The following is a 20,650-nucleotide window of genomic DNA, read 5'->3' on the forward strand; positions in this document are numbered from 1 at the left end:
GCATCAGGCTCCCAGATACGCGGCGACGACATCGGGATGCTGCTGCACCTCGGCGGGCGAGCCCATCGCCAGGACGCGGCCATAGTTCAGCGCGATGACGCGATCGGAGACGCGGTTGACCAGCGACATGTCGTGCTCGACCATCAGCACGGTGACGCCGAGCTCGTTCTTCATGTCGCGGATCCAGAAAGACATGTCGCCGGTCTCCTCGACGTTGAGGCCGGAGGACGGCTCGTCGAGCAGGATCAGTTTCGGCTCCGAGCACAGCGCGCGCGCCAGCTCGATCACCTTGCGCACGCCGTAGGGCAGGCCGGAGATCAGCTTGTCGCGATAGGGCTCGAGATCGAGGAACTCGATCACCTGCTCGACCCTGCGGCGATGCACCTTTTCGTTCGCCCGCACGCTCGGCAGGAACAGCAGTTCCTGCCAGAGCTGGGTGGTCGAGTGACGGTGGCGGCCGACCAGGAGGTTGGAGAGCACGGTCGCGTTCTCGAACAGCTCGATGTTCTGGAAGGTGCGGGCGATGCCGAGCCTGGCGATGTCGTAGGGCGGCTGCTCGGTGATGTCCTGGTCTTCGAAGAAGATGCGGCCCGTGGTCGGCCGGTAGATCCGCGAGATCAGGTTGAAGATCGAGCTCTTGCCGGCACCGTTCGGTCCGATGATCGAGAGGATCTCGCCCTTCTCGACCGCGAAGGATACCGCATCGACCGCCTTCAGCCCTCCGAAATGCAGCGACAGGTTCTCCGCGCGAAAGTAGCTCATCGGTTGCGCTCCGACTTCACGTAGATCTTCTGACGCTTGAAGGTGGCGCGCTTGTAGAGCGGAAACAGCTGGAAGAAGAGCTTGATCTTGAGCCAGCGGCCGTAGAGCCCGAGCGGCTCGAACAGCACGAACAGCACGATGATGATGCCGTAGATCGCACCCTTCAATCCGTTGAGCGAGGCGAACGCCGCGACTTTCGACTGGATATTGCCCGCAGTCGCCGGACCCGCCCCGAACGTCGCGGCAATGCCGGCGATGATGCCGGGCAGGTCGTCCTTCAGATAGGTCAGGAACGGGTCGATCATCACGATGAAGATCGCGCCCAGCACCGCGCCGTGCAGGCTGAAGGTGCCGCCGATCAGGATCACGATGATGAACTCGATCGAGAGCTGGAGCGTGAACATCTCCGGCGAGATGAAGGAGAGCTTGTGCGCGAACAGCACGCCGGCAAAGCCGGTGATCGCCGCCGAGATCGCAAAGGACTTCACCTTGTACAGCGCGACGTTGACGCCCATGCTGCGCGCCGCGGTCTCGCTGTCGCGGATCGCGACGAAGGCGCGCCCCGTCGGCGAGCGCAGCAGATTGAGCGTGCCGACGATGGTCAACACCAGCACGGCCAGGCAGAGGAAATAGAAAGTCGGGCTGTCGCGCGGGACCGTGACGCCGAGCAGCGACAGGGTCTTGACCCGCATGCCCTCGTTGCCGTTGGTGACGCTCTCCCAGCGGGCCAGGATCTCCTCGACGATCAGGGCAAAGGAGATGGTGGCGATGACGAGGTAGATGCCGGTCAGACGCAGGGCGGGAAAGCCGACCATCGCGCCGATCAACCCGGTCAGGGCACCGGCAGCGAGGAAATAGACCGGGAACGGCACGTTATATTTCTGCAAGTATGCCGCCGTGTAAGCGCCGATCGCGAGGAACGCGGCGTGGCCGAGCGAGGCTTGCCCGGTAAAACCGGTCAGGATCAGAAGGCCGACGCCAACCGTCGCGTAGATGCAGACGAAGACGAGCTGGCTCATCAGATAGCTGGAGAGCACATAGGGCGCGATCAGCAGCAGCGCGAGCAGGATGCCGTAGGAGACGACGTAGCCGGAATGCGGGAACAGCTTGATGTCGTCCTCATAGTCGGTCTTGAACAGGAAGCGCATGGCGTTCAGACCTTCTTGCGGACGTGAAGGCCGAACAGGCCTTCAGGCTTCAAGAGAAGTACGGCGAGCAGCACGAGATAGGGCGCGACGTCCTTCCAGCCCTCCGCCAGATAGAAGCCGGCCATGCTCTCGATCACGCCGATCAGCACGCCGCCGACGACCGCGCCGGGGATCGAGCCGAAGCCGCCGAGGACTGCGGCGGGAAACGCCTTGAGGCCGAGCACGAGGCCGACATTGGAATGGATGAACGTGATCGGCGCCAGCAGCACGCCGGCGCAGGTCGCGACCGCCGCGCTGATCGCCCAGACGACCGACACCACGCGCTTGACCGGGATGCCCATGTAATAGGCCGCCAGCATGTTCTCGGAACTGGCGCGCATCGCGGTGCCGAGCGTGGTCTTGTTGAAAAACAGCCAGAGCAGCGCGCACAGGATCATCGTCGCGGCGATCACCGAGAGCTTGTCATAGGCCAGCACCAGCGAGCCGACGCGCAGCACGCCGTGGCTGAACGGCGTCTCGATCTTCAGATCGTCGGTACCCCAGATCATCCCGGCGACCGAGCGCAGGAAATAGCCGAGGCCGATGGTGGCCATGATGATGGAGAATTGCGGATAGCCGAGGATCGGCCGCACCACCACGCGCTCCGCCAGCATGCCGAACAGCGCCATGGCCGCCACCGCACCGGCAAAGCCGATCCAGTAGTTCAGTCCCATCATGCCGATGAAGGTGAAGGCGAAGAAGCCGCCCAGCATCATCAAATCGCCCTGGGCGAAATTGACGACCTCGGTGGCCTTGTAGACGAGCACGAAGCCGAGCGCGATCAGGCCGTAGACGCAGCCGAGCGCAACACCGCTGACCAGCTGCTGAACGAAATCCAGCATCGCCGCGCAACCTCCCGATACAACAGCGGCTCTTCGCGACCGCCTTGTTGCATCTTGTGTCCAGTCGCTACGCGGTCGTTTCGCCGCGTTAGCGCCATTTGTCCCGGCAGCAATTCAGCCTGAACCGTCCAGCGCTGTCAACAAACGGTGACTTGCCATTAGTAGCAACCGGATGGCGGAATTTGGGGGCCGTATATTCACGGTGCCGAAACATCTTGGGATCATGGTCGCGAGCGATGCAAAACCGGATGGTGTGGCCGTCATGAAGCCGGACAGATCGGCGCTGGAAGTCCTGGGGTTAACGAAGCGTTTTGACCGTCTGGCGGTCGACAGCCTCGATCTCACCATTCACGCCGGCGAATTCTATGCGCTGGTCGGCCCCAACGGCGCCGGCAAGACCACCACTTTGCGCATGGTTGCGGGCCTGTTGCGGCCCGATGCCGGCGCGGTCTCGATCTTCGGCATCGATGCGCTCGCAAATCCCGTCGCCGCCAAGCAGCTGATGGCGTGGGTCTCCGACGAGCCCATGATCTACGACAAGCTGACGCCGCTTGAGTACCTCGAATTCGTCGCCGGGCTCTGGGGCATCGCGCCGTCGGCCTCGGAACCGGTCGCGCAGGACCTACTGACCTCGCTCGGGCTCGAGCCGCACCGGCACGAACGCTGCGAAGGCTTTTCCAAGGGCATGCGCCAGAAGGTCGCTCTCGCCGGCGCGCTGGTGCACGATCCCCGCCTCATCATCCTCGACGAACCGCTGACCGGCCTCGACGCCGTTTCCGCCCGCCACGTGAAGGGGCTGCTGAGCGAGCGCGTCCGCGCCGGCTGCACGGTCATCATGACCACGCATATTCTCGAGGTGGCCGAACGCATGGCCGACCGCATCGGCGTGATCGCCTCGGGCCGTCTGGTCGCCGAGGGCACGCTGACCGAGCTGCGCCAGCAGAACGGCCATGCCGACACCAGCCTGGAAGATCTCTTCATCGCGCTGGTGACGCTTCCGGAAGCCGCATGAGCTCGGCAACCGCGCTCTCCTGGTTTGCCCGCCACGAGCTCCGGCTCGCCTGGCGCGAATGGTTCGCCATGATGACCGGCGGGCGGCGCAAGCGGGCGCGCGCTGCAATGATCGGCCTGCTGTTCTTCGCGGCCCTCCTACACGTACCGGCCTGGGCTGTGATCGGCCGCTTCGCCGACCTGCAGCTGCCGCTCGACAAATCCTCGCTGATCGTGATCTCGGCGACGATCTTTCTCGCCTGGACGCTGATGCTGTCGCAGGCGATCGAATCGGTGACGCGGGTGTTTTACGCCCGCGCCGATCTCGACCTGATCATGTCCTCGCCCGCGATGCTGGCCAATCTGTTCTCGGTGCGCATCGCCGCGATCGCACTGGCCGTCACCGTGATGGCGCTGCTGTTCTCGACGCCGTTCATCGACGTGCTGGTGATCGGCGGCGGCGCGCGCTGGCTCGCGGCGTTCGGCGTCGTCGTCGCCATGGGCCTCTCGGCCGCGGCGATCGCGATCGCCATCACCATCCTGCTGTTCCGCCTGATCGGCCCGGCGCGCACGCGCTTCGTCGCCCAGGTCCTCGCCGCGATGATCGGCGCCGGTTTCGTGATCGCGCTCCAGGTCGCCGCGATCATGTCCTATGGCACGCTGTCGCGCTTCACCATCCTGACCTCGGGCAGCTTCGCCGCCTACGCGCCCGACGTCGACAGCATCTGGTGGTGGCCGGCGCGGGCGACCATGGGCGACAGCGAGGCGCTGTTGCTGCTCCTCGCGCTCGGGCTCGTGCTGCTCGGCAGCGTGATGGCGGTCTTCTCGCACCGCTTTGCCGATACCGCAATCGATGCCGCCGCTTACGGCGCCTCCGGCGGCAAGGCCGCGAAGCAGCGCCCGTTCCGCGGCGGATCGCGGCAACAGGCGCTGCGGCGCAAGGAATTTTCGCTGCTCTGGCGCGATCCCTGGCTGATCTCGCAGACGCTGATGCAGCTGCTCTATTTGGTGCCGCCGGCGCTGCTGCTCTGGCGCAACTTTGCCGACAGCTCCGCAGCGCTGACGCTGATCACACCCGTCATCGTGATGGCGGCGGGACAGCTCGCGGGCGGGCTCGCCTGGCTGACGATCTCGGGCGAGGACGCGCCTGATCTGGTCGCGACCGCGCCGTTGACGCCGTCCAGCGTCATCCGCGCCAAGATCGAGGTGGTGCTGATCGCCATCGCCGCCATCTTCTGCCCGCTGATCGCGGCACTCGCTTTCGCTTCGCCGTTCCAGGCCGCGGTCAGTGCCGCCGCGGTCATCATCAGCGCGGCATCCGCGACTGCGATCCAGCTCTGGTTCCGGGTGCAGGCCCGGCGCAGCCAATTCCGCCGCCGCCAGACCTCGTCGCGGCTCGCGACCTTTGCCGAAGCCTTCTCCTCGATCGGCTGGGCCGCCAGCGCGGCGCTGCTGCTCGCCCTTCCCATTGCCGGCCTCATCAGCGGCCTGATCACCGCGGGCCTCATCGCCATCACCTGGAAGTTCAGCCCAAGGCGCAGCTAAGCGCCGGGAGTAGGGCTGCGACACTGACGCGCTGTTGATCGCGGCCTATTGGCCACGCGCTGCATTGCACGCTAAACTTCTTCCGAAGTCATCGGGGACGGATTCATGCGGCGACTGGTTTCAGCGGCTCTGGCGCTGTTCGGCGCATTCCTCTCTCCTGCTCTCGCCCAGCAGCCACCTCAGCGGAGCGAATGCCTGGCGATGGCAAACGCCATGCCCCGCGCAATGCCGGCCGCCTTCCGGCAGGCCGCAGGCTCGGCTGAAGTCCAGATCACCTATGCCGGCCATTCCACCTATTTCATCGACACGCCCGGCGGCTTGCGCATCGCGACCGACTACAGCGGCGCCTACCAGGTCGGACGTCTGCCCGATGTCGTCACCATGAACCGGGCGCACAGCACCCACTACTCTTTATTTCCCGACAAGCGCATTCCCCATGTGCTGCATGGCTGGGGCGAGGACGGCAAGCCGGCCGTCGTGTCGGAGCGCATCGGCGACACCTTCATCCGCAACGTCACGACCGACATCCGCCGCTATTTCGGCGACGATTCCGGCACCGATATGATCCGCGACGGCAATTCGATCTTCATCTTCGAAGTCGCCGGCCTCTGCATCGGCCATCTCGGCCATCTCCACCACAAGCTCGACGAAACCCATTTCGCCCAGATCGGGCGGCTCGACATCGTGATGGTGCCGATCGACGGCACCTACACCATGTCGCTCGACGGCGTCTCCGAGATCACCAAGCGGCTGCGTGCCTCTGTGGTGCTGCCGATGCACCGCTTCGCCACCCCGCTCGACGAGTTCATGCACCTCATCGGCCGGCAGTTCGAGATCGACCGGCGCAGCGAGCGTTCCTTCCGGATGTCGCGGGACGCGCTGCCGACGACGCCGACGGTCATCATCCTCGACGGCGTCTGACGCGCAATTTTCTCCAAGTCGGTTGGCGTTCGTTCGTGCTGATCTCCTCACGACAGGAGATCGACATGACCGACTTTGCCAGACTTTTGCACGCGGACGGACCGAACCCCGAGCACGCGGCGGCGCTCCAGCTTTACGGCCGCTTCGTCGGCGACTGGGATGCCGGGATCACCGCTCATGGCCCCGACGGAACCAAGCACACCGCGCCCGGCGAAATCCATTTCGGCTGGGTGCTGGAAGGCCGCGCCGTTCAGGATGTCTGGATCATCCCTCGCCCAGCGGCTGCGCCGGCGTTTGCGATCGCCGGCAATTGGTACGGCACGACGCTGCGGGTCTACGACCCCTCCATTTCCGCGTGGCGGATTTCCTGGTTCGATCCCGGTCGTAGCGTGTTCCGCCAGCAGATCGGCCACCCGCGCGGCGCGGACATCGTGCAGGAAGGCACGACCGATGCGGGCGACCTGACACGCTGGAGTTTCACGGAGATTACCGATGATTCCTTCCATTGGCTCGGCGAAGTGAAGCCGGCAGCCGCCGTCGATTGGCGGCTTGTGGTCGATGTGAGGGCGAAGCGGCGCAAGGGCTAACGACGGCGTCGCTGTGCTCGCGATGACGGGTGCGGTTGCGCAGCACGCGCAGCTGGATGCGGAGACGAGGTGCTAGGCTCCCCCCACAAAAAACTCAAGGGAGCGAATGCCGATGGCTGCAAGCGGTGTGCCCGCCAACACGAGCGGGCTATTCGTCGAGCCGCGCGAGGACTGGCTCGCGCAATATCAGGAGGAGATCATCGATCCCTTGCGGCCGATCGTCGATCCGCATCACCATCTCTGGAATCGCGGGCATCGCTATCTGATCGAGGAGATGGCGGCCGATATCGCCTCCGGGCACAACATCATCGCCACCGTCTATGTCGACTGCCGTTCGATGTATCGCGCGCACGGGCCCGAGGCATTCCGGCCGGTCGGCGAAGTCGAGTTCGCCAACGGCGTCGCCGCCATGAGCGCAAGCGGCGGCTATGGCACGGCCGCGATCTGCGCCGGCATCGTCAGCCACGTGAACCTGTTGCTCGGCGATGCCGCCAAGCCGGTGCTGGAAGCCGAGATCGCGGCGGGCAACGGCCGCTTCCGCGGCATCAGGCATTCCTCGGCCTGGGACGAAGACCCTGTCGTCGCCGGCATGTATGCCAATCGGCCGAAGGGGTTGTTGCGGGATCCGACTTTCCGCAAAGGCTTTGCCTGCCTCGCACCGCTGAATCTGAGCTTCGATGCCTGGCTGTTTCACCCGCAGATCGGCGAGCTGACCGAGCTCGCGCGCGCCTTTCCCGACACCAAAATCGTGCTCGACCATTGCGGCGGCCCGGCCGGCGTCGGTCGCTTTGCAGGGCGGCGCGAAGAGGTGTTTCCGCAATGGCGCGCCTCGATCCAGGAGATCGCGAAGTGCGAGAACGTCTCGGTGAAACTCGGCGGGCTCGCGATGTGCCTGCTCGGCTATGACTTCCATCTGCGCGCGAAGCCCCCGTCATCGGAGGAGCTTGCCGCGGCCTGGCGGCCCTATGTCGAGACTTGCATCGAGGCGTTCGGCCCCAAGCGCGCGATGTTCGAGAGCAATTTCCCGCCGGACAAGGGCCAGTGCAGCTACCAGGTGATCTTCAACGCGTTCAAGCGTATCGCCGCGCCCCTGAGCGAGGCCGAGAAGACGGCGCTGTTCTCGCAGACGGCGACCGATGTCTACCGGCTCGAACTGCCGTCATGACGAGAAGAGGGGCCGGGATGTTGGTCCCGGCCCCTCTTCCGTCGTGGCCGCTGGGAAGCGTCCTTGAAAATGCTTGAACTCTAGCCAGCCCCCAACAGCGAGGCGGGGCGGCGCTCGCCGGCGGAGACGAGCATCCGCTTGAGCTTGTTGACGACGCGGATCAGGAATCCGATCATCACGGGATTGGTCTTGCGGCAGAAGGCGATCTTCTTGACGTGGCCTTCGACATGCCATTTGGCATGCGCGCCGTCGCGGAAGAAGATGACGTCGCCGGGCCCATAGCGCTTCGGCGGCATGCCGTCGCTTTCGAGCACGATCGATCCTTCCATGATCATGATCGTCTCGTCGATGTCGTAGTACCAGTTGAAGCGGCCTTCGGTGCACTGCCAGATGATGGTCGAGGCGGTACCGTCGGCGCTGGTGGACAGGATGTGCGAGCGCGACACCGGATTGCCTTCGATAATCCAGGACGGCTCGATCGGCCGCAGCTCGAGATCCACGTTGCAACTACTGATTTCAATCAATGACGGCGACATCTGCTTCCCCAGGGAATAAAATATGTATGGCCGGGTCTGGGCCCGGATTGTTTCCAAAGATGTTGGAACGCTAGTAGCCGGTTTTTAATTCTTTCTTACGCAGGCGCCGACAATCAGCCGCAAGTTGCAGTGCGAAGAGGTTAACGTCGGGATTTGCCTGCAAATTCGCGCACATGAACCCATTTTTTCCGGGGTGCGACAAAGTGCGCGAAAGTGACCAGCGAAGGAGCCCACACCGATGCCCCTCACCCCGGAGGTTCTGACAGCCCAAGGCGAGGTCGTCGCCTGGCTTGGCAGCCTCGATGTTTCCTTCGCAGCCGAAGAAGAGCCCTGGTTCACCATCGATGGCGTCGAAAACCCCCGGCAGATCGGCAGCGACGGCTCCGGCGGCACCTTCGTCCTGCTGCCATCGCGGAATGTGCTCTACGTCTCATCGGAGGGCCGCGCAGGAATCATCGCCGGCACGTTCGAAGCCTTCATCCAGCTCGTTGTCGCCCACCCCTACTGGCTGGACATCCTCAAATTCTCCGCCGGCGGCGATCTCGCAGAGATGCGGCGCGCGGCGGATGCGCTTGAGGCGACACTCGACCAGGACGATGACGTCAACGCGGCCCGCGAGGAAATTCGCGGCGGCCTCGACCTGCCCGAGGCGGACGATCCCATCGGTGCGCTTTACGAGGCGGTCGCCACGTCCGACGCCATCGTGCGGGCCACCGACGGCAGCCCGTTCACGACGCTGTTCAACCGCTTCAGCATCGACAACAACCGGATGCTGCGCAACGCGGCGGCGTGAAAGAACGTGACGCCAGCGCTGGGGCTTGAACCTTCCACCATCATCGTCATGGCCGGGCTTGTCCCGGCCATCCACGCCTAGCGGCACAAAGAACGTGGATGCCCGGGACAAGCCCGGGCATGACGAGCCGCAGCGGACTACTTCGCCCACTCACCCTTGCGGAACACCGGCACCTTGCTGCCGTCGGCGAGAATGCCGTCGATGTCGGTCTCGGCAGAGCCGATCATCCAGTCGATATGGATCAGGCTCTGGTTGCCGCCTTGCGCGGCGATCTGCTGCGGCGTCAGCTGCGCGCCGTTGACGAAGCATTTCGAATAGCACTGGCCGAGCGCGATGTGCGAGGCCGCGTTCTCGTCGAACAGCGTGTTGTAGAACAACAGCCCGCTCTGTGAGATCGGCGAGGAATGCGGCACCAGCGCCACCTCGCCGAGACGCCGCGCGCCTTCGTCGGTGTCGAGCACCTTGTTCAGCACCTCCGCGCCGCGCGAGGCCTTTGCGTCGACGATCCTGCCGTCCTCGAAGCGCACCGCGATGTTGTCGATCAGCGTGCCCTGGTAGGACAGCGGCTTCGAGCTCACGACATGGCCAAAGACGCGCCGGCAATGCGGCGTGGTGAAAACCTCTTCGGTCGGGATATTGGCGTTGCAACTGATGCCGTTCTTGGACAGCGAGGCGCCGCCCTCCCACTCATGTCCGTCGGCCAGCCCGATGGAGAGGTCGATGCCGGGACCTGAATATTGCAGCGCGCGAAAACGCTGGCCGTTGAGCCAGTTGGTACGCTCGCGCAGCACCGCATTGTGGCTCGCCCAATTGCCCATCGCATCCTCGCGGTCGACGCGGGAGGCCGCGAAGATCGCGTCTGCCAGCTTGCCGATCGCAACGTCCTCGGGATCATCAGGGAAGACCTGTTTGGCCCATGACGGGCTCGGATAGGCGATGATGTTCCAGTTGGTGTCGAAATTGACGATTTTTTCCAGCGCCGGCTGATAGGCTATCGAATTGGCCTTGCTGGCGCGCGCCACCTTGGAAGGATCTTCGCCGGACAGCAGCATCGGATTGTCGCCGACGATGGCGAGCCGCGCGGTGTTGTCGGAGAACGCCTTGGCCATACCCTCATAGAGCCAGTTGGCGGCACGATCGAAGCTGTTGTCCTGGCCGTGGCGGTAGCGCGCCAGCGTCATCTCCTCATCCGACAGGATCGGCGTCACGATACCGGCGCCGGCCTTGTAGGCGTGCACGGCGATCCGCCGCACCAGCGGCAGCGCGATCGCGGGCGCCGTCAAGAGCAGATCCTGTCCCGGCCGCAAGCCCAGGCCCACCTTCACCGCCACCTCGGCCAGCCGGTCGAGTTTCACGGGATCGATGGGAACGGCGGAATTGCGGTGATCAATCATGCGGGGTCCTCTGCCGAAGCTCTCTCGTTCAATCTAAGTCTAGCATCGCAAGGCGCAAGTGCGCGAGCGCCTTGCGACACGGAGAGATACGGAGTTTCGCGCATTTTGGTTTTCAACGCGTTGCCGATTTCAGCACCCGGTCGACCATGGCAGGCGCAAGGCCGAGGTAATTTTTCGGTGAAGTCAGCGCTTCGATCGTGGCACGGTCGATCCTGACGGAGACGCGGGCGTCGGACGAGAGCGCGTCCGCCAATGTCAGACCCTTCTCATTGGCGAGCCGGCAGGCATCATAGACCACGTCATGCGCCTCCTGCCGCCCGATCTGCGGCGCCAGCCCCATCATGACCGCTTCGGCCACGATCAGGCCGCGGCTGATGGCGAGATTGTCGTTCATCTTCCTTTCATCGACGATGAGGCCTGCTAGCGCAAACTTCGCCTGGTGCAGCGCGCCGGCGGTCAGCACGAAGCTTTCCGGGATCGCCATCCATTCGGCATGCCAGGGCCCGGTGGCGCGCTCGAAATCCTGCACCATCGCATCCAGCATCAGACCGGCATGCTGGCGCACCGCCTTGGACGCCGCGAGCATCAGCTCCGAGGAAATCGGGTTGCGCTTCTGCGGCATGGTCGAGGAGGCGCCGCGGCCCTTGACGAAGGGCTCGTAGACCTCGGCGAACTCGGTCGAGGCCATGATCATGATGTCGAGTGCGATCTTGCCGAGCGAGCCTGTGACGAGCGCGAGGAAATTCACGGCCTCGGCAAAGCCGTCGCGCGCGACGTGCCAGGTCGAGGCGGGAACGCCGAGCTCGAGCTCGGCGCAGAGCGCCTCCTGCACCTCGAACCCCTTGCCGCCGAGCGAGGCCAGCGTTCCGGCGGCGCCGGCGAACTGTCCGACCAGCACGCGCGGCTTCAATTGCACGAGCCGCTCGGCGTGGCGGTCGAACATCGCGAGCCAGATCGCGGTCTTGTAGCCGAACGTCACCGGCAGCGCCTGCTGGAGATGGGTGCGGCCGGCCATCGGCGTGTCGCGGTAGCGCTTCGAGAGGTCCGCGAGGATGTTTCGCAGCTCGGCGATGTCGCGCTCGACGATCCCGAGCGCGGCGCGCAATTGCAGCACCACCGCGGTATCCATGATGTCCTGCGTGGTCGCGCCCCAATGCACATAGCGGCCGGCCTCGCCGCACTGCTTCACCATCTGATGCACCAGCGGCAGGATCGGATAGCCGACGATGTCGGTCTCCTGTCGCAGCAGATCGAAATCGAATGCGGCGACGTCGGTCCGCGCCGCGATCTGGTCGGCGGCTTCCTGCGGGATCACGCCGCACTTCGCCTCCGCCTTCGCCAGCGCCACCTCGACCTCGGCATAGCGTCCGACCAGCGCGACATCGGAAAACACCTCGCGCATCTCGGGCGTGCCGAAGGCGTCGCGGAACAGCATGGAATCGAGCACGGTCGTCGAGGCGGGAAAAGCGGGCATGGGCGTTTCTTTATGGTTTGCGTTTGTGTGAGAGCAGCTTACGCGGGCCGCGCTGTTCGGCAATGGACATTCATGGCTCGCCACACATTCGATGCCGTACGACGACATTACGACGGCGCATCGCTCCATCACCCCGTCATCCTGAGATGCGAAGCGTGCGACGCGCAGCGGCGCACGAAGCGCCTCGAAGTGATGAGCGGCCGCGATGCAGCCGGGCCGTCGCCCTTCGAGGGCCGTGACAAGGCGGCCACTTCAGGGGGACGGGATAAATTGTGCGCGCGGCAAGATCGGGCTATGTGCGCAGCCCGCGACAGTCCACCAGACCCGCCACATTCTCATTCAAGTTGCATTCCTATCCGAAAACGGCATAGCAGCCATCACGCGATCGTGGTGAACCCGGCAGGCCGCTCAGCGGACTCACAGTCTTAGAGTCGAAATCCATTCTGATTTCATCATTGCCTGATGTCATTGCGAGGGTTGAGTTTTCGACGTGCAGTTTATGTTCCGGGACCACCTTCTCGACACCGACCGGCGCGAGCTGAGCCGCGAGCAGGTTCCCGTGGCCGTGGAGCCGCAGGTCTTCGACCTCGTCGTCCACCTCATGGAGAACCGCGACCGGGTGGTCAGCAAGGATGAGCTGATCGACAAGATCTGGCACGGGCGCAGCGTCTCCGAATCCACCCTGACCAGCCGGATCAACGCGGCGCGCAAGGCGATCGGCGACAGCGGAGCCAACCAGGCGCTGATCCGCACCATCGCGCGCAAGGGCTTTCGTTTCGTCGGCGCTGTCCAGACGCAGCGCGGCGCGGCCTTGCCGGAGCCGGGCCGTGTCGCCCAGGCGCCGCAGGCGGCGCTCGCGCTGCCCGACCGTCCCGCGATCGCCGTGCTGCCCTTCACCAATATGAGCGGCGACCGCGAGCAGGACTATTTCTCCGACGGCATCAGCGAGGACATCATCACGGCGCTGTCGAAGCTGCGCTGGTTCTTCGTCGTCGCCCGCAACTCTTCCTTCGTCTACAAGGGCCGCGCCGTTCACATGCACGAAGTCGCGCGCGAGCTCGGCGTACGCTATGTGCTCGAAGGCAGCGTGCGGCGCAGCGGCGATCGCCTGCGCATCTCGGCGCAGCTCAACGACGTCTCGACCGGCAGCCATCTCTGGGCCGAGCGTTACGACCGCGAGCTTGCCGACATCTTCGCCGTGCAGGACGAGATCACCGAGGCGATCGTCGCCGCGATCGAGCCGCAGCTCTATACCGCCGAAAGCTTTCGTGCCCAGCAGAAGCCACCGGGCAGCCTCGACGCCTGGGACCTCGTGATGCGTGCGCTGTCGCATTACTGGCGCATCACGCGCGAGGACAACGCCGCCGCGCAAGGACTGCTGGAACAGGCGACCGCGATCGATCCCGCCTATGGCAAGGCGCTGGGCCTGCTCGCGACCAGCCATATCTTCGGCGCGCATATGGGCTGGGCCGACATGGCCATGACCGTGCCGGTCGCCGAACGCGCGGCGCTCGCGGCGGTGGAAGCCGATCGCGAGGACGCCTGGGCCCATCACGGTCTGGCTTACACTTATTTGTTCCGCCGCCGCTTCGACGACGCGCTGGCTGAGTTCGAGCTGACGCTGCAACTCAATCCGAATTTTGCGATGGCGCACGCTTTCTACGGCGTGACGCTGTGCTACGCCGGGAGATGGCGAGACGGCGATGCCGCCGCACGCCGCGCGCTGCGGCTGAGCCCGCGCGATCCGCTCGCGGCGATCTATTGCGGCGTAGCCGCCTATGCCCAGTTCATCGGCCGCAACTATGAGGGCGCCGTGCAGATGGCGCGGGAATCGATGCGGCAGCGCGCCGATTTCGTCGGCGCCCATCGCGTGCTGACGGCCGCCGCCGGCATGTTGGGCGATCCTCAACTCGCGGCGTACGCGCTGCGGGGCCTGCAACGCACCCAGCCCGGCATCTCGCTGGCCTGGCTCACGCGCGAGCTGCCGATGCGGCGGGCAGAGGATCGCGAGCACTATCTGCAGGGGTTTCGGCGCGCGGGAATGAGGTGATGCTGTTTACCCTCCCCTGGAGCGGTCCGGGACGAGCGTAGCTCGCCCGTGGGTCGGCTCGTATCTGAGCGCAGCGAAGATGAGAGACGGGGTGGGGTGACGGTCTCTCCACAACGAAGACTGCCTGTGTGAGAGATCACCCCACCCCGCTCGCGCTTCGCGCGATCGACCCTCCCCCTCCAGGGGAGGGTAAGAGCACCTCTACTCCTGCATCATCTCGCCGCTGCCGCCGAACTCGGCCGGAAAGTCCTTCAGCTTCGGCAGGCCGTCGCGCATCGGCAGCACCGTCTCGGCGTAGTTGACGTGGACGCCGGGCGTGAATCCGAGCGTGGGGATGGTGGCGGTGAAGACGTCGATCAGGTCGAGCGGCGGGTGGTTGGTCATGAGATGACCGCCGCACTTCTTGCAATATTTGCGCTGGCTGAGCGGCGTCTTGGCGAAAGTCTCGACGTTCTGGGCGCCTTCGGTGATGCGCACGGCTTCCGGCTTCCACAGGCTGAAGGCATTCACCGGTCCGCCCGACCACGAGCGACAGGAGCGGCAATGGCAATAGCCCATCGCCGCCGGCTCGCCCGTGACCTCGATCGTGACCGCGCCACAGAAGCAGTTTCCGACATGTTTCATTGGGTCGTCTCCGTTGGATGAAGGTTGAAATTCCTCTCCCCGCTCCGGCTCGCCGATAAACCGGCAAAGGCGGATGCGGGGAGAGGCGTCGGAGCGGAGGGAATCACCCCGAGGGACGTTGAAGGCTGGAGGCCGGCAACGTCCGTTACGCGCTTCGGTTCCGCCGCGCGTCCTCCTTTCGGTGGACGCGGCGGAAAGATGCTACGGCTATACCTATCTGCGCCAGGGAATAAGCATCGACACCCGTTGTTTGTACTGCCGGTATTCGTCGCCGAAGAGATCGACGAGGTCGTGCTCCTCCAGCGCGATGCCGACGAAGATGTAGAGCGTGGTCACGGCCGCGAACAGCAGATGGCCCGCTGTCATGACCGGCGCCGCCCAGAACGCGATGATGAAGCCGAGATAGATCGGATGACGAACGAACTTGTAGAACAACGGCGTCTTGAAGCGCGGCGGCGCCGCCTCATTGCCCACGAGATGGTTGGTCACCTGGTGCAATCCGAACAATTCGAAGTGATTGATGATGAAGGTCGAGGCGAACACCAGCACCCAGCCCGCGAGGGACAGCGTGACCAGCGTCACGGCGAGATCCGGGTTTCCGACATCCCATACGACCGTAGGCATCGGACGCCACTGCCAGAACAGGAGCAGCAATGACAGGCTCGCGAACAGCACGTAGGTCGAGCGCTCGACCGGCTTGGGGACGAACTGCGTCCACCACGCCTTGAACTGCTTGCGCGCCATCACGCTGTGCTGAACGGCGAACAGCGTCATCAGCAGTAGATTGATGATGACGGCTTCGGCCGTCGGCGTGTCGGTTCCGGTGTCGATGGTCTTCGGCACCACCAGCCCCATGACGAAGCCGATGGCGTAGAGAATGGTGACGAAAAACACGAGATATGCCGCAATTCCGTACAGAAAGCCGATGAATTTGAAAATGCGTGAGCCCGCAACCTCCGGGCCGATGGAATGAAGCTGGTGATCAAGTTGGGTCATAGAACGCTCCGTTGTGCCGAGGCATCGGCACTGTTTAGTGTTCGCACCATGCCGGATCGGACACCCCCTGACTTTCACGGACGGTTGATTTTCGCCTGAGACCACTTTGATTTTTGCTTGAGACGACAGAAACGTGCGATTTCTCTTTGAAAACAACGTGCTCGACGGCGACCTGCGGGAACTGACCTGCAGCGGCGCGGCCGTGCCGCTGCAGCCGCAAGTGTTCGATCTGCTGCTTTATCTGGTCGCGCAACGCGCCCGTGTGGTCAGCAAGGATGACCTGATCAGCCAGATCTGGAGCGACCGCATCGTCTCGGATTCCGCCCTGAACAGCCGAATCAATGCCGCGCGCAAGGCGCTTGGCGACGACGGCGCGACGCAGCGGCTGATCAAGACGATCCCGCGCAAGGGCTTTCGCTTCGTCGGCGAAGTCCGGGAAGATGTGGCAGCGACGCTTGCGCCGGTGGAACCCGGCCCTGCCCCGGTGCGCGCCGTGATGGACCGCCCGGCGATCGCGGTGCTCGCCTTCGAGAACATGAGCGGCGATCCCACGCAGGAATATTTCGGCGACGGGATCAGCGAGGACATTCTCACCGCGCTGTCGAAGCAGCGCTGGTTCATGGTGATCGCCCGCAATTCGTCCTTCACCTACAAGGGGCGCTCGGTTCATATCAGGCAGATCGCCGAGGAGCTCGGCGTCCGCTACATCGTCGAAGGCAGCGTGCGCAAGGTCGACAACCGTGTCCGCATCACCGCGCAGCTCAACGACGCCACCACCGGCAGCCATCTCTGGGCCGAGCGCTACGACCGCGAGCTTGTCGACGTCTTCGCCGTGCAGGACGACATCACCAACGCGATCGTCGCGGCGATCGAGCCGCAGATCCACGCGGCCGAGAATTTTCGCGCCGACCGCAAGCCGCCCGCGAGCCTCGATGCCTGGGACCTGTTGATGCGCGCGCTGTCGCATTACTGGCGAGTGACGCAGCAGGACCACAAGGCTGCGCAGGCATTGCTCGAACGCGCCATTTCGATCGACTCGAACTATGGCCAGGCGCTGTCCGTGCTCGCGGCAAGCCACATGTTCGGCGTCCATCTCGGCTGGGCGGAGCTTGCCACGACGGTGCCGATCGCGGAGGCCGCCGCGCTCGCCGCGGTGCGCCATGACCACGAGGATGCCTGGGCGCATGCCGCGCTCGGCAGCGTCTTCTTCTCGACGCGCAGGCTTTCCGACGCGCTGTCCGAGTTCGAGCAGGCGCTCGCGCTCAACCCGAACTTCTCGCTGGCGCAGGGCTATTACGCCCTGGCGCTGTCCTACGCCGGTCGTTCCGGGGAATCGTTCGATGCGGCGCAGAGGGCGATCCGGCTCTCGCCGCGCGATCCGTCGCTGGCGATCTATTACGGCATTGCCGGCTATGCGCGCTTCACCGAACGGCATTACGACGAGGCGATCGCGCTGGCGCGCGAGGCGATCCGCCATCGCGGCGACCTCACCGGCGCCTACCGCGTGCTCGCGGTGTCCGCCGGCATGACCGGCGACTGCGCGCTGGCCGAGATGGCGCTGGGCGAACTCCGCCGTACCCAGCCCAACATCTCGCTGCACTGGATCGCGACGCAGCTGCCATGGGCCAGTGACGCCGATCGCGAGCACTATCTGGAGGGATTCCGGCGCGCGGGGTTGGGGTAGAGAACTCCCTCTCCCCGCAAATGCGCAAAGGGCGGATGCAGATACGACGCGTCGTCTCAGGCTCCTCCGCACGCGGTCAGTGGATCGTAATCGGGCCGCATCAGCATCGCGTGGAGCTGGCGCCGCCGAATGCCCATGTTGCCACCGTCGAAGATCGGCAGCGCCAACGCGTCCTGCAACAAGCGGCCGAACGGCGCCGCGTGATCATAGCTGTCGATGCCGACCACGCGCATCAGGTCGGTGATGACCCGCACCGCGGCTTCGGAGCCGAAGATCTTGGCCTGGACCGCGAGCTCGTCGGCGCCCGGTGATTGCGTATCGAGCGCATGGCAGGCCCGCCAGCTCAGGTAGCGCGCGGCTTCGATAGTGGTCTTGGCATCGGCGAGTGCATAGCCGACCGCCTGATGCTCGATGATCGCCTGTGCCCCGCCGCGTTTCTCGGTGCGGGCAAAATGCAGTGCGAAGTCGAAGGCGGCCCGCATCAGGGCGACACCGAAGATGCCGACCAGCGCCGCCGTGCCGGTGAAGGCGGCGGACGCCAGCATCAAGCCGCCCCCCTCCTGCCCGAGCAGATTGCCGTGCGGCGCGGTGACGGCACGCAGGCTGAATTCCGGCACGAGGTGAGCGCGGTGGCCGATCGAATCAATGGCGCGTTCGAACACGATGCCATGCACCGGGCCTTCGACCGCAATGATGGAGACACCCTGCTCCGGTGGCGCGGCGGGATTGGTCCGGCACACCACGCACAGCACGTCGGCGCCATTGCGATCCCACCCGGTGGCGGACGACACCCATTTCTTGCGGCCGTTGATGATCCAATTGCCGAGCTCGCGTTTTGCGGTGGTGCGCACGCCCTCGCCCGGCGGCGGCGCGGCAGCATTGGCGCTGCCGCCGGGTTCCGAGGAGCAGAAGCCCGCAAGCGGAGCGCCGCTCGTCTTCAGGAACGGTGCAAGCAGGCGGGCGCATTGCTCCGCGGTGCCACCAAGCAGAATTGGCAGCAGACCGAGCACCGTGCCGAGCATGGTCAGCGTCACGCTCGGATTCACGGCGTTGAATTCTTCCGCCAGGATCGCCATGTCGATGAGTCCGGCATTGTCGCCGCCCGCCGGCGCCGGAATGCATTTGCGCAGATAACCGGCAGCGACCATCGCCTCATAGGTCGGCTTCGTCGCGAGGAAGCGCTCTTCCGGCGTCGCCAGCAACTCGGCCTTGCCGGCGCCGGCCAAGACCTCCGCCGCGAATTTTCGCGATTGAAGCTGCAACGCGCGCTGCGCAGGTGAAAGCGTGAAATCAATCGCCATCGAACATCTCCCTCGCTCCGGCAGGTCACCAGGGTGAGCCGAGCGAGGGCGGAAAATCTTGGTCGGCAGCGACCTAATTCTTGGCTGGAGGTGAACTACTCGCCCTTCCCCTTCGTCCTGCGAAATTCGCGCGGGGCGAGGCCGTGGCTGCGCTTGAAGAGGCGGTTGAAGTGCGAGATGTCGGAAAAGCCGGCCTCATACGCGATCGTGGAGATGGTCTTGTGACGATGCTGCGCGTCGAGCAGGTCGCGGGCGCAGATCAGGATCCGCCGATCGCCGACATGCTCGCCGACGGAGCGGCCGGTCGCGACGAACAACCGGTGCACATAGCGCTCCGAGCAGCGGAACTTCCGGGCAAGCAATTCGGCATCGAGACCGGGATCGTCGCTGTGGCGGTCGATATGGTCGAGCATCATCGACAGCAGCACGGGCGCATTCACGCGCGCAACCGGCATTTCACCCAGCATCTCCGGTGCATGCGCGATCAGCTCGACCACATGCGTGCCGCTGCTTGCCGCAACGGCGGGTGCTGCCAGGCAAAGCTCGGCATAGCCCGCGAGCGTGCGCGACAACGCGCGGCCATTTTCCGTCCTCGACAACGCAAGCCGCGGAGAATCCGTAAAGCTCTTTGGCAGGTGCCGCCGCGGCACGGCAAAGCAAAAGAGGCGGAAGTCGCGGCCGTTGGCAATCTCGAACGGCTCGGTCGTATCGGCGACCGCGAGGTCGCCGGGCGCACAGACCTGCTCGTGTCCCCGCTGCGTCGTGCGGCCCAGACCCTCGAGCTGGAGATTGACGAAGCAGAGATCGTCCGTGCTTCGCGCAATATGGGGCCGCAGCCGGAGAACGCAGTGCCCTGTGGCTTTCACCAGCGAAATCTGGACCGACGCAGCGTCGGTACGCGCGATCGAACCTTCGAAGGGACGGTCGGCGATTTTACGCGGCTCGAGCCGGACAAAGGCCGCAGCGAGATCGTCGGCCCAACTGCCGAAGGGCCGATCGGCACGAGAGGGCTTGGCTGACCATTCCATAGGTGCGCCCCCGGAACGAGGAATTCGCGCGTGCAAATTCAGATTGGACGACCCAGCGGGACGGAAGGATAGCTTTTGGCGAACAACCGGTCAAATCTCGAAGGCGCGCAATATGCGACCGCCATCACGTCGTCATTGCGAGTGCAGCCGTCGGCGTACCGGAAACCACGTGAATGGTTAGAGAAGCAATCCGCTACTTGGCTTTGGCCTGTATCGGCTTCGGTGCCGGCACGGCGGCCCATTCCTTGTCGGCGCGGGGGCCGTTGAGATCGCCGGTGAGGCCGACGAGCTGGCCGGGCAGCACGTCGAGGGTCTGCTGCCAGGTCTGGGTCTGGCACAGGAACTTGATCAGGCAACCCCTGAGCTTGAGGCGATCGGCGGAGTCGCGCCACAGCGAGACCGAATAGGATTTGCCGTCCTCGGCATTGTAGATCTCGCCGGCAAACTGTCCCTCCGGCGTCGCCTGCAAACCCATGATGAGCTGATGGCCGAGCAGCGCGCGGGCGCGTTTGTCGGGATCGGGATTCTCCTTGTCGCGATAGGGCTGGCCGCGCTTGTCGGCCGGTTCCTTCATCCAGACGATGAAGCCGCAGATGCGGTCGCGCGACGGCCCGCAGCGCTCGAGCCTGATGCGCGCGCGGCCGTCCTGGACGAGCCAGGTGCCGCTGGGGTCGGGCGGCGCCGCGGCGCCGGCGCGGCCGCCAAACACCATCATCAGGATCGTGATCGCAACGCGCAGCACGAAGCGAAGGACAATGTTCATCTGCGGCA

General features: G+C 64.8%; 19 protein-coding genes. 8 read left to right on the forward strand and 11 right to left on the reverse strand.

The window, feature by feature from the left end:
* Nucleotides 1–3 precede the first annotated feature (3 nt).
* Genes ABIB99_RS13265 through ABIB99_RS13275 form a run of 3 tightly spaced genes read right to left on the reverse strand, consistent with a single transcriptional unit; the run spans nucleotide 4 to nucleotide 2,791 of the window.
* Nucleotides 4–762 carry an ABC transporter ATP-binding protein gene (locus tag ABIB99_RS13265; protein ID WP_071916857.1) on the reverse strand — a complete coding sequence of 253 codons (759 nt, stop codon included), beginning with the start codon at nucleotides 760–762 and terminating at the stop codon, nucleotides 4–6.
* The gene (locus tag ABIB99_RS13270) at nucleotides 759–1,910 is read right to left on the reverse strand and encodes a branched-chain amino acid ABC transporter permease (RefSeq protein ID WP_028148665.1); all 1,152 of its coding nucleotides are present in this window, start codon (nucleotides 1,908–1,910) and stop codon (nucleotides 759–761) included. Before ABIB99_RS13270 ends, ABIB99_RS13265 begins: the two co-directional genes overlap by 4 nt.
* Nucleotides 1,911–1,915: 5 nt before the next feature.
* Entirely contained in the window at nucleotides 1,916–2,791 is an 876-nt protein-coding gene (locus tag ABIB99_RS13275) for a branched-chain amino acid ABC transporter permease (protein WP_014498442.1), read from the reverse strand.
* Between the two features lie 262 nt (nucleotides 2,792–3,053).
* On the opposite strand from ABIB99_RS13275, the gene ABIB99_RS13280 reads away from it, so the two are divergent.
* The 5 genes from ABIB99_RS13280 to ABIB99_RS13300 all read left to right on the forward strand — a co-directional run bounded on the left by ABIB99_RS13280 (nucleotide 3,054) and on the right by ABIB99_RS13300 (nucleotide 7,999).
* Nucleotides 3,054–3,803: an ABC transporter ATP-binding protein gene (locus ABIB99_RS13280; RefSeq protein ID WP_063986060.1), complete on the forward strand. Its 750-nt coding sequence runs from the start codon at nucleotides 3,054–3,056 to the stop codon at nucleotides 3,801–3,803.
* The gene (locus ABIB99_RS13285; protein ID WP_354176121.1) at nucleotides 3,800–5,326 is read left to right on the forward strand and encodes a permease; all 1,527 of its coding nucleotides are present in this window, start codon (nucleotides 3,800–3,802) and stop codon (nucleotides 5,324–5,326) included. Before ABIB99_RS13280 ends, ABIB99_RS13285 begins: the two co-directional genes overlap by 4 nt.
* 105 nt (nucleotides 5,327–5,431) lie before the next feature.
* Nucleotides 5,432–6,247: an MBL fold metallo-hydrolase gene (locus ABIB99_RS13290; protein ID WP_071916860.1), complete on the forward strand. Its 816-nt coding sequence runs from the start codon at nucleotides 5,432–5,434 to the stop codon at nucleotides 6,245–6,247.
* A gap of 65 nt (nucleotides 6,248–6,312) precedes the next feature.
* Nucleotides 6,313–6,834, forward strand: coding sequence for a hypothetical protein (locus ABIB99_RS13295; RefSeq protein ID WP_354176122.1), 522 nt, complete (start codon nucleotides 6,313–6,315; stop codon nucleotides 6,832–6,834).
* A gap of 112 nt (nucleotides 6,835–6,946) precedes the next feature.
* On the forward strand, nucleotides 6,947–7,999 hold the full coding sequence (locus tag ABIB99_RS13300; protein WP_354176123.1) for an amidohydrolase family protein: 1,053 nt from the start codon (nucleotides 6,947–6,949) through the stop codon (nucleotides 7,997–7,999).
* A gap of 80 nt (nucleotides 8,000–8,079) precedes the next feature.
* On the opposite strand, the gene ABIB99_RS13305 is transcribed toward ABIB99_RS13300, so the two are convergent.
* Complete coding sequence (locus ABIB99_RS13305) at nucleotides 8,080–8,535, reverse strand: cupin domain-containing protein (RefSeq protein ID WP_354176124.1); 456 nt, start codon at nucleotides 8,533–8,535, stop codon at nucleotides 8,080–8,082.
* Nucleotides 8,536–8,773: 238 nt separating this feature from the next.
* Between ABIB99_RS13305 and ABIB99_RS13310 the strand changes: the two genes are divergently transcribed.
* On the forward strand, nucleotides 8,774–9,328 hold the full coding sequence (locus ABIB99_RS13310) for a hypothetical protein (protein ID WP_354176125.1): 555 nt from the start codon (nucleotides 8,774–8,776) through the stop codon (nucleotides 9,326–9,328).
* Nucleotides 9,329–9,465: 137 nt separating this feature from the next.
* Here ABIB99_RS13310 and ABIB99_RS13315 read toward each other — a convergent pair whose 3' ends face one another.
* Both ABIB99_RS13315 and pcaB read right to left on the reverse strand, forming a co-directional pair.
* Nucleotides 9,466–10,722, reverse strand: coding sequence for an aminopeptidase (locus tag ABIB99_RS13315; RefSeq protein ID WP_166077245.1), 1,257 nt, complete (start codon nucleotides 10,720–10,722; stop codon nucleotides 9,466–9,468).
* A gap of 112 nt (nucleotides 10,723–10,834) precedes the next feature.
* On the reverse strand, nucleotides 10,835–12,196 hold the full coding sequence (gene pcaB / locus ABIB99_RS13320; RefSeq protein WP_354176126.1) for a 3-carboxy-cis,cis-muconate cycloisomerase: 1,362 nt from the start codon (nucleotides 12,194–12,196) through the stop codon (nucleotides 10,835–10,837).
* A 490-nt stretch (nucleotides 12,197–12,686) separates the two neighbouring features.
* On the opposite strand from pcaB, the gene ABIB99_RS13325 reads away from it, so the two are divergent.
* Nucleotides 12,687–14,246 (forward strand): winged helix-turn-helix domain-containing protein, encoded by a 1,560-nt coding sequence (locus ABIB99_RS13325; protein ID WP_063980802.1) that lies wholly within the window; start codon nucleotides 12,687–12,689, stop codon nucleotides 14,244–14,246.
* A gap of 201 nt (nucleotides 14,247–14,447) precedes the next feature.
* Here ABIB99_RS13325 and ABIB99_RS13330 read toward each other — a convergent pair whose 3' ends face one another.
* Nucleotides 14,448–14,870 carry a GFA family protein gene (locus ABIB99_RS13330; protein WP_354113410.1) on the reverse strand — a complete coding sequence of 141 codons (423 nt, stop codon included), beginning with the start codon at nucleotides 14,868–14,870 and terminating at the stop codon, nucleotides 14,448–14,450.
* 213 nt (nucleotides 14,871–15,083) lie between these two features.
* On the reverse strand, nucleotides 15,084–15,866 hold the full coding sequence (gene mddA / locus ABIB99_RS13335) for a methanethiol S-methyltransferase (RefSeq protein WP_354176128.1): 783 nt from the start codon (nucleotides 15,864–15,866) through the stop codon (nucleotides 15,084–15,086).
* 133 nt (nucleotides 15,867–15,999) lie between these two features.
* Here mddA and ABIB99_RS13340 point away from each other — a divergent pair, with 133 nt between their 5' ends.
* Nucleotides 16,000–17,550 carry a winged helix-turn-helix domain-containing protein gene (locus tag ABIB99_RS13340; protein ID WP_354176129.1) on the forward strand — a complete coding sequence of 517 codons (1,551 nt, stop codon included), beginning with the start codon at nucleotides 16,000–16,002 and terminating at the stop codon, nucleotides 17,548–17,550.
* Nucleotides 17,551–17,606: 56 nt separating this feature from the next.
* Here the strand turns inward: ABIB99_RS13340 and ABIB99_RS13345 are convergent, their stop codons facing one another.
* The 3 genes from ABIB99_RS13345 to ABIB99_RS13355 form a co-directional block, all read right to left on the reverse strand.
* Complete coding sequence (locus ABIB99_RS13345) at nucleotides 17,607–18,851, reverse strand: acyl-CoA dehydrogenase family protein (protein WP_354176130.1); 1,245 nt, start codon at nucleotides 18,849–18,851, stop codon at nucleotides 17,607–17,609.
* 95 nt (nucleotides 18,852–18,946) lie between these two features.
* Nucleotides 18,947–19,879, reverse strand: a complete 933-nt coding sequence (locus ABIB99_RS13350; protein WP_063980799.1) for a helix-turn-helix domain-containing protein — start codon at nucleotides 19,877–19,879, stop codon at nucleotides 18,947–18,949.
* A 193-nt stretch (nucleotides 19,880–20,072) separates the two neighbouring features.
* Nucleotides 20,073–20,642, reverse strand: a complete 570-nt coding sequence (locus ABIB99_RS13355; RefSeq protein ID WP_063986058.1) for a DUF2147 domain-containing protein — start codon at nucleotides 20,640–20,642, stop codon at nucleotides 20,073–20,075.
* Nucleotides 20,643–20,650 lie beyond the last annotated feature (8 nt).

The sequence above is a fragment of the Bradyrhizobium sp. LA6.1 genome, assembly GCF_040547805.1.
Lineage (GTDB): Bacteria > Pseudomonadota > Alphaproteobacteria > Rhizobiales > Xanthobacteraceae > Bradyrhizobium > Bradyrhizobium barranii.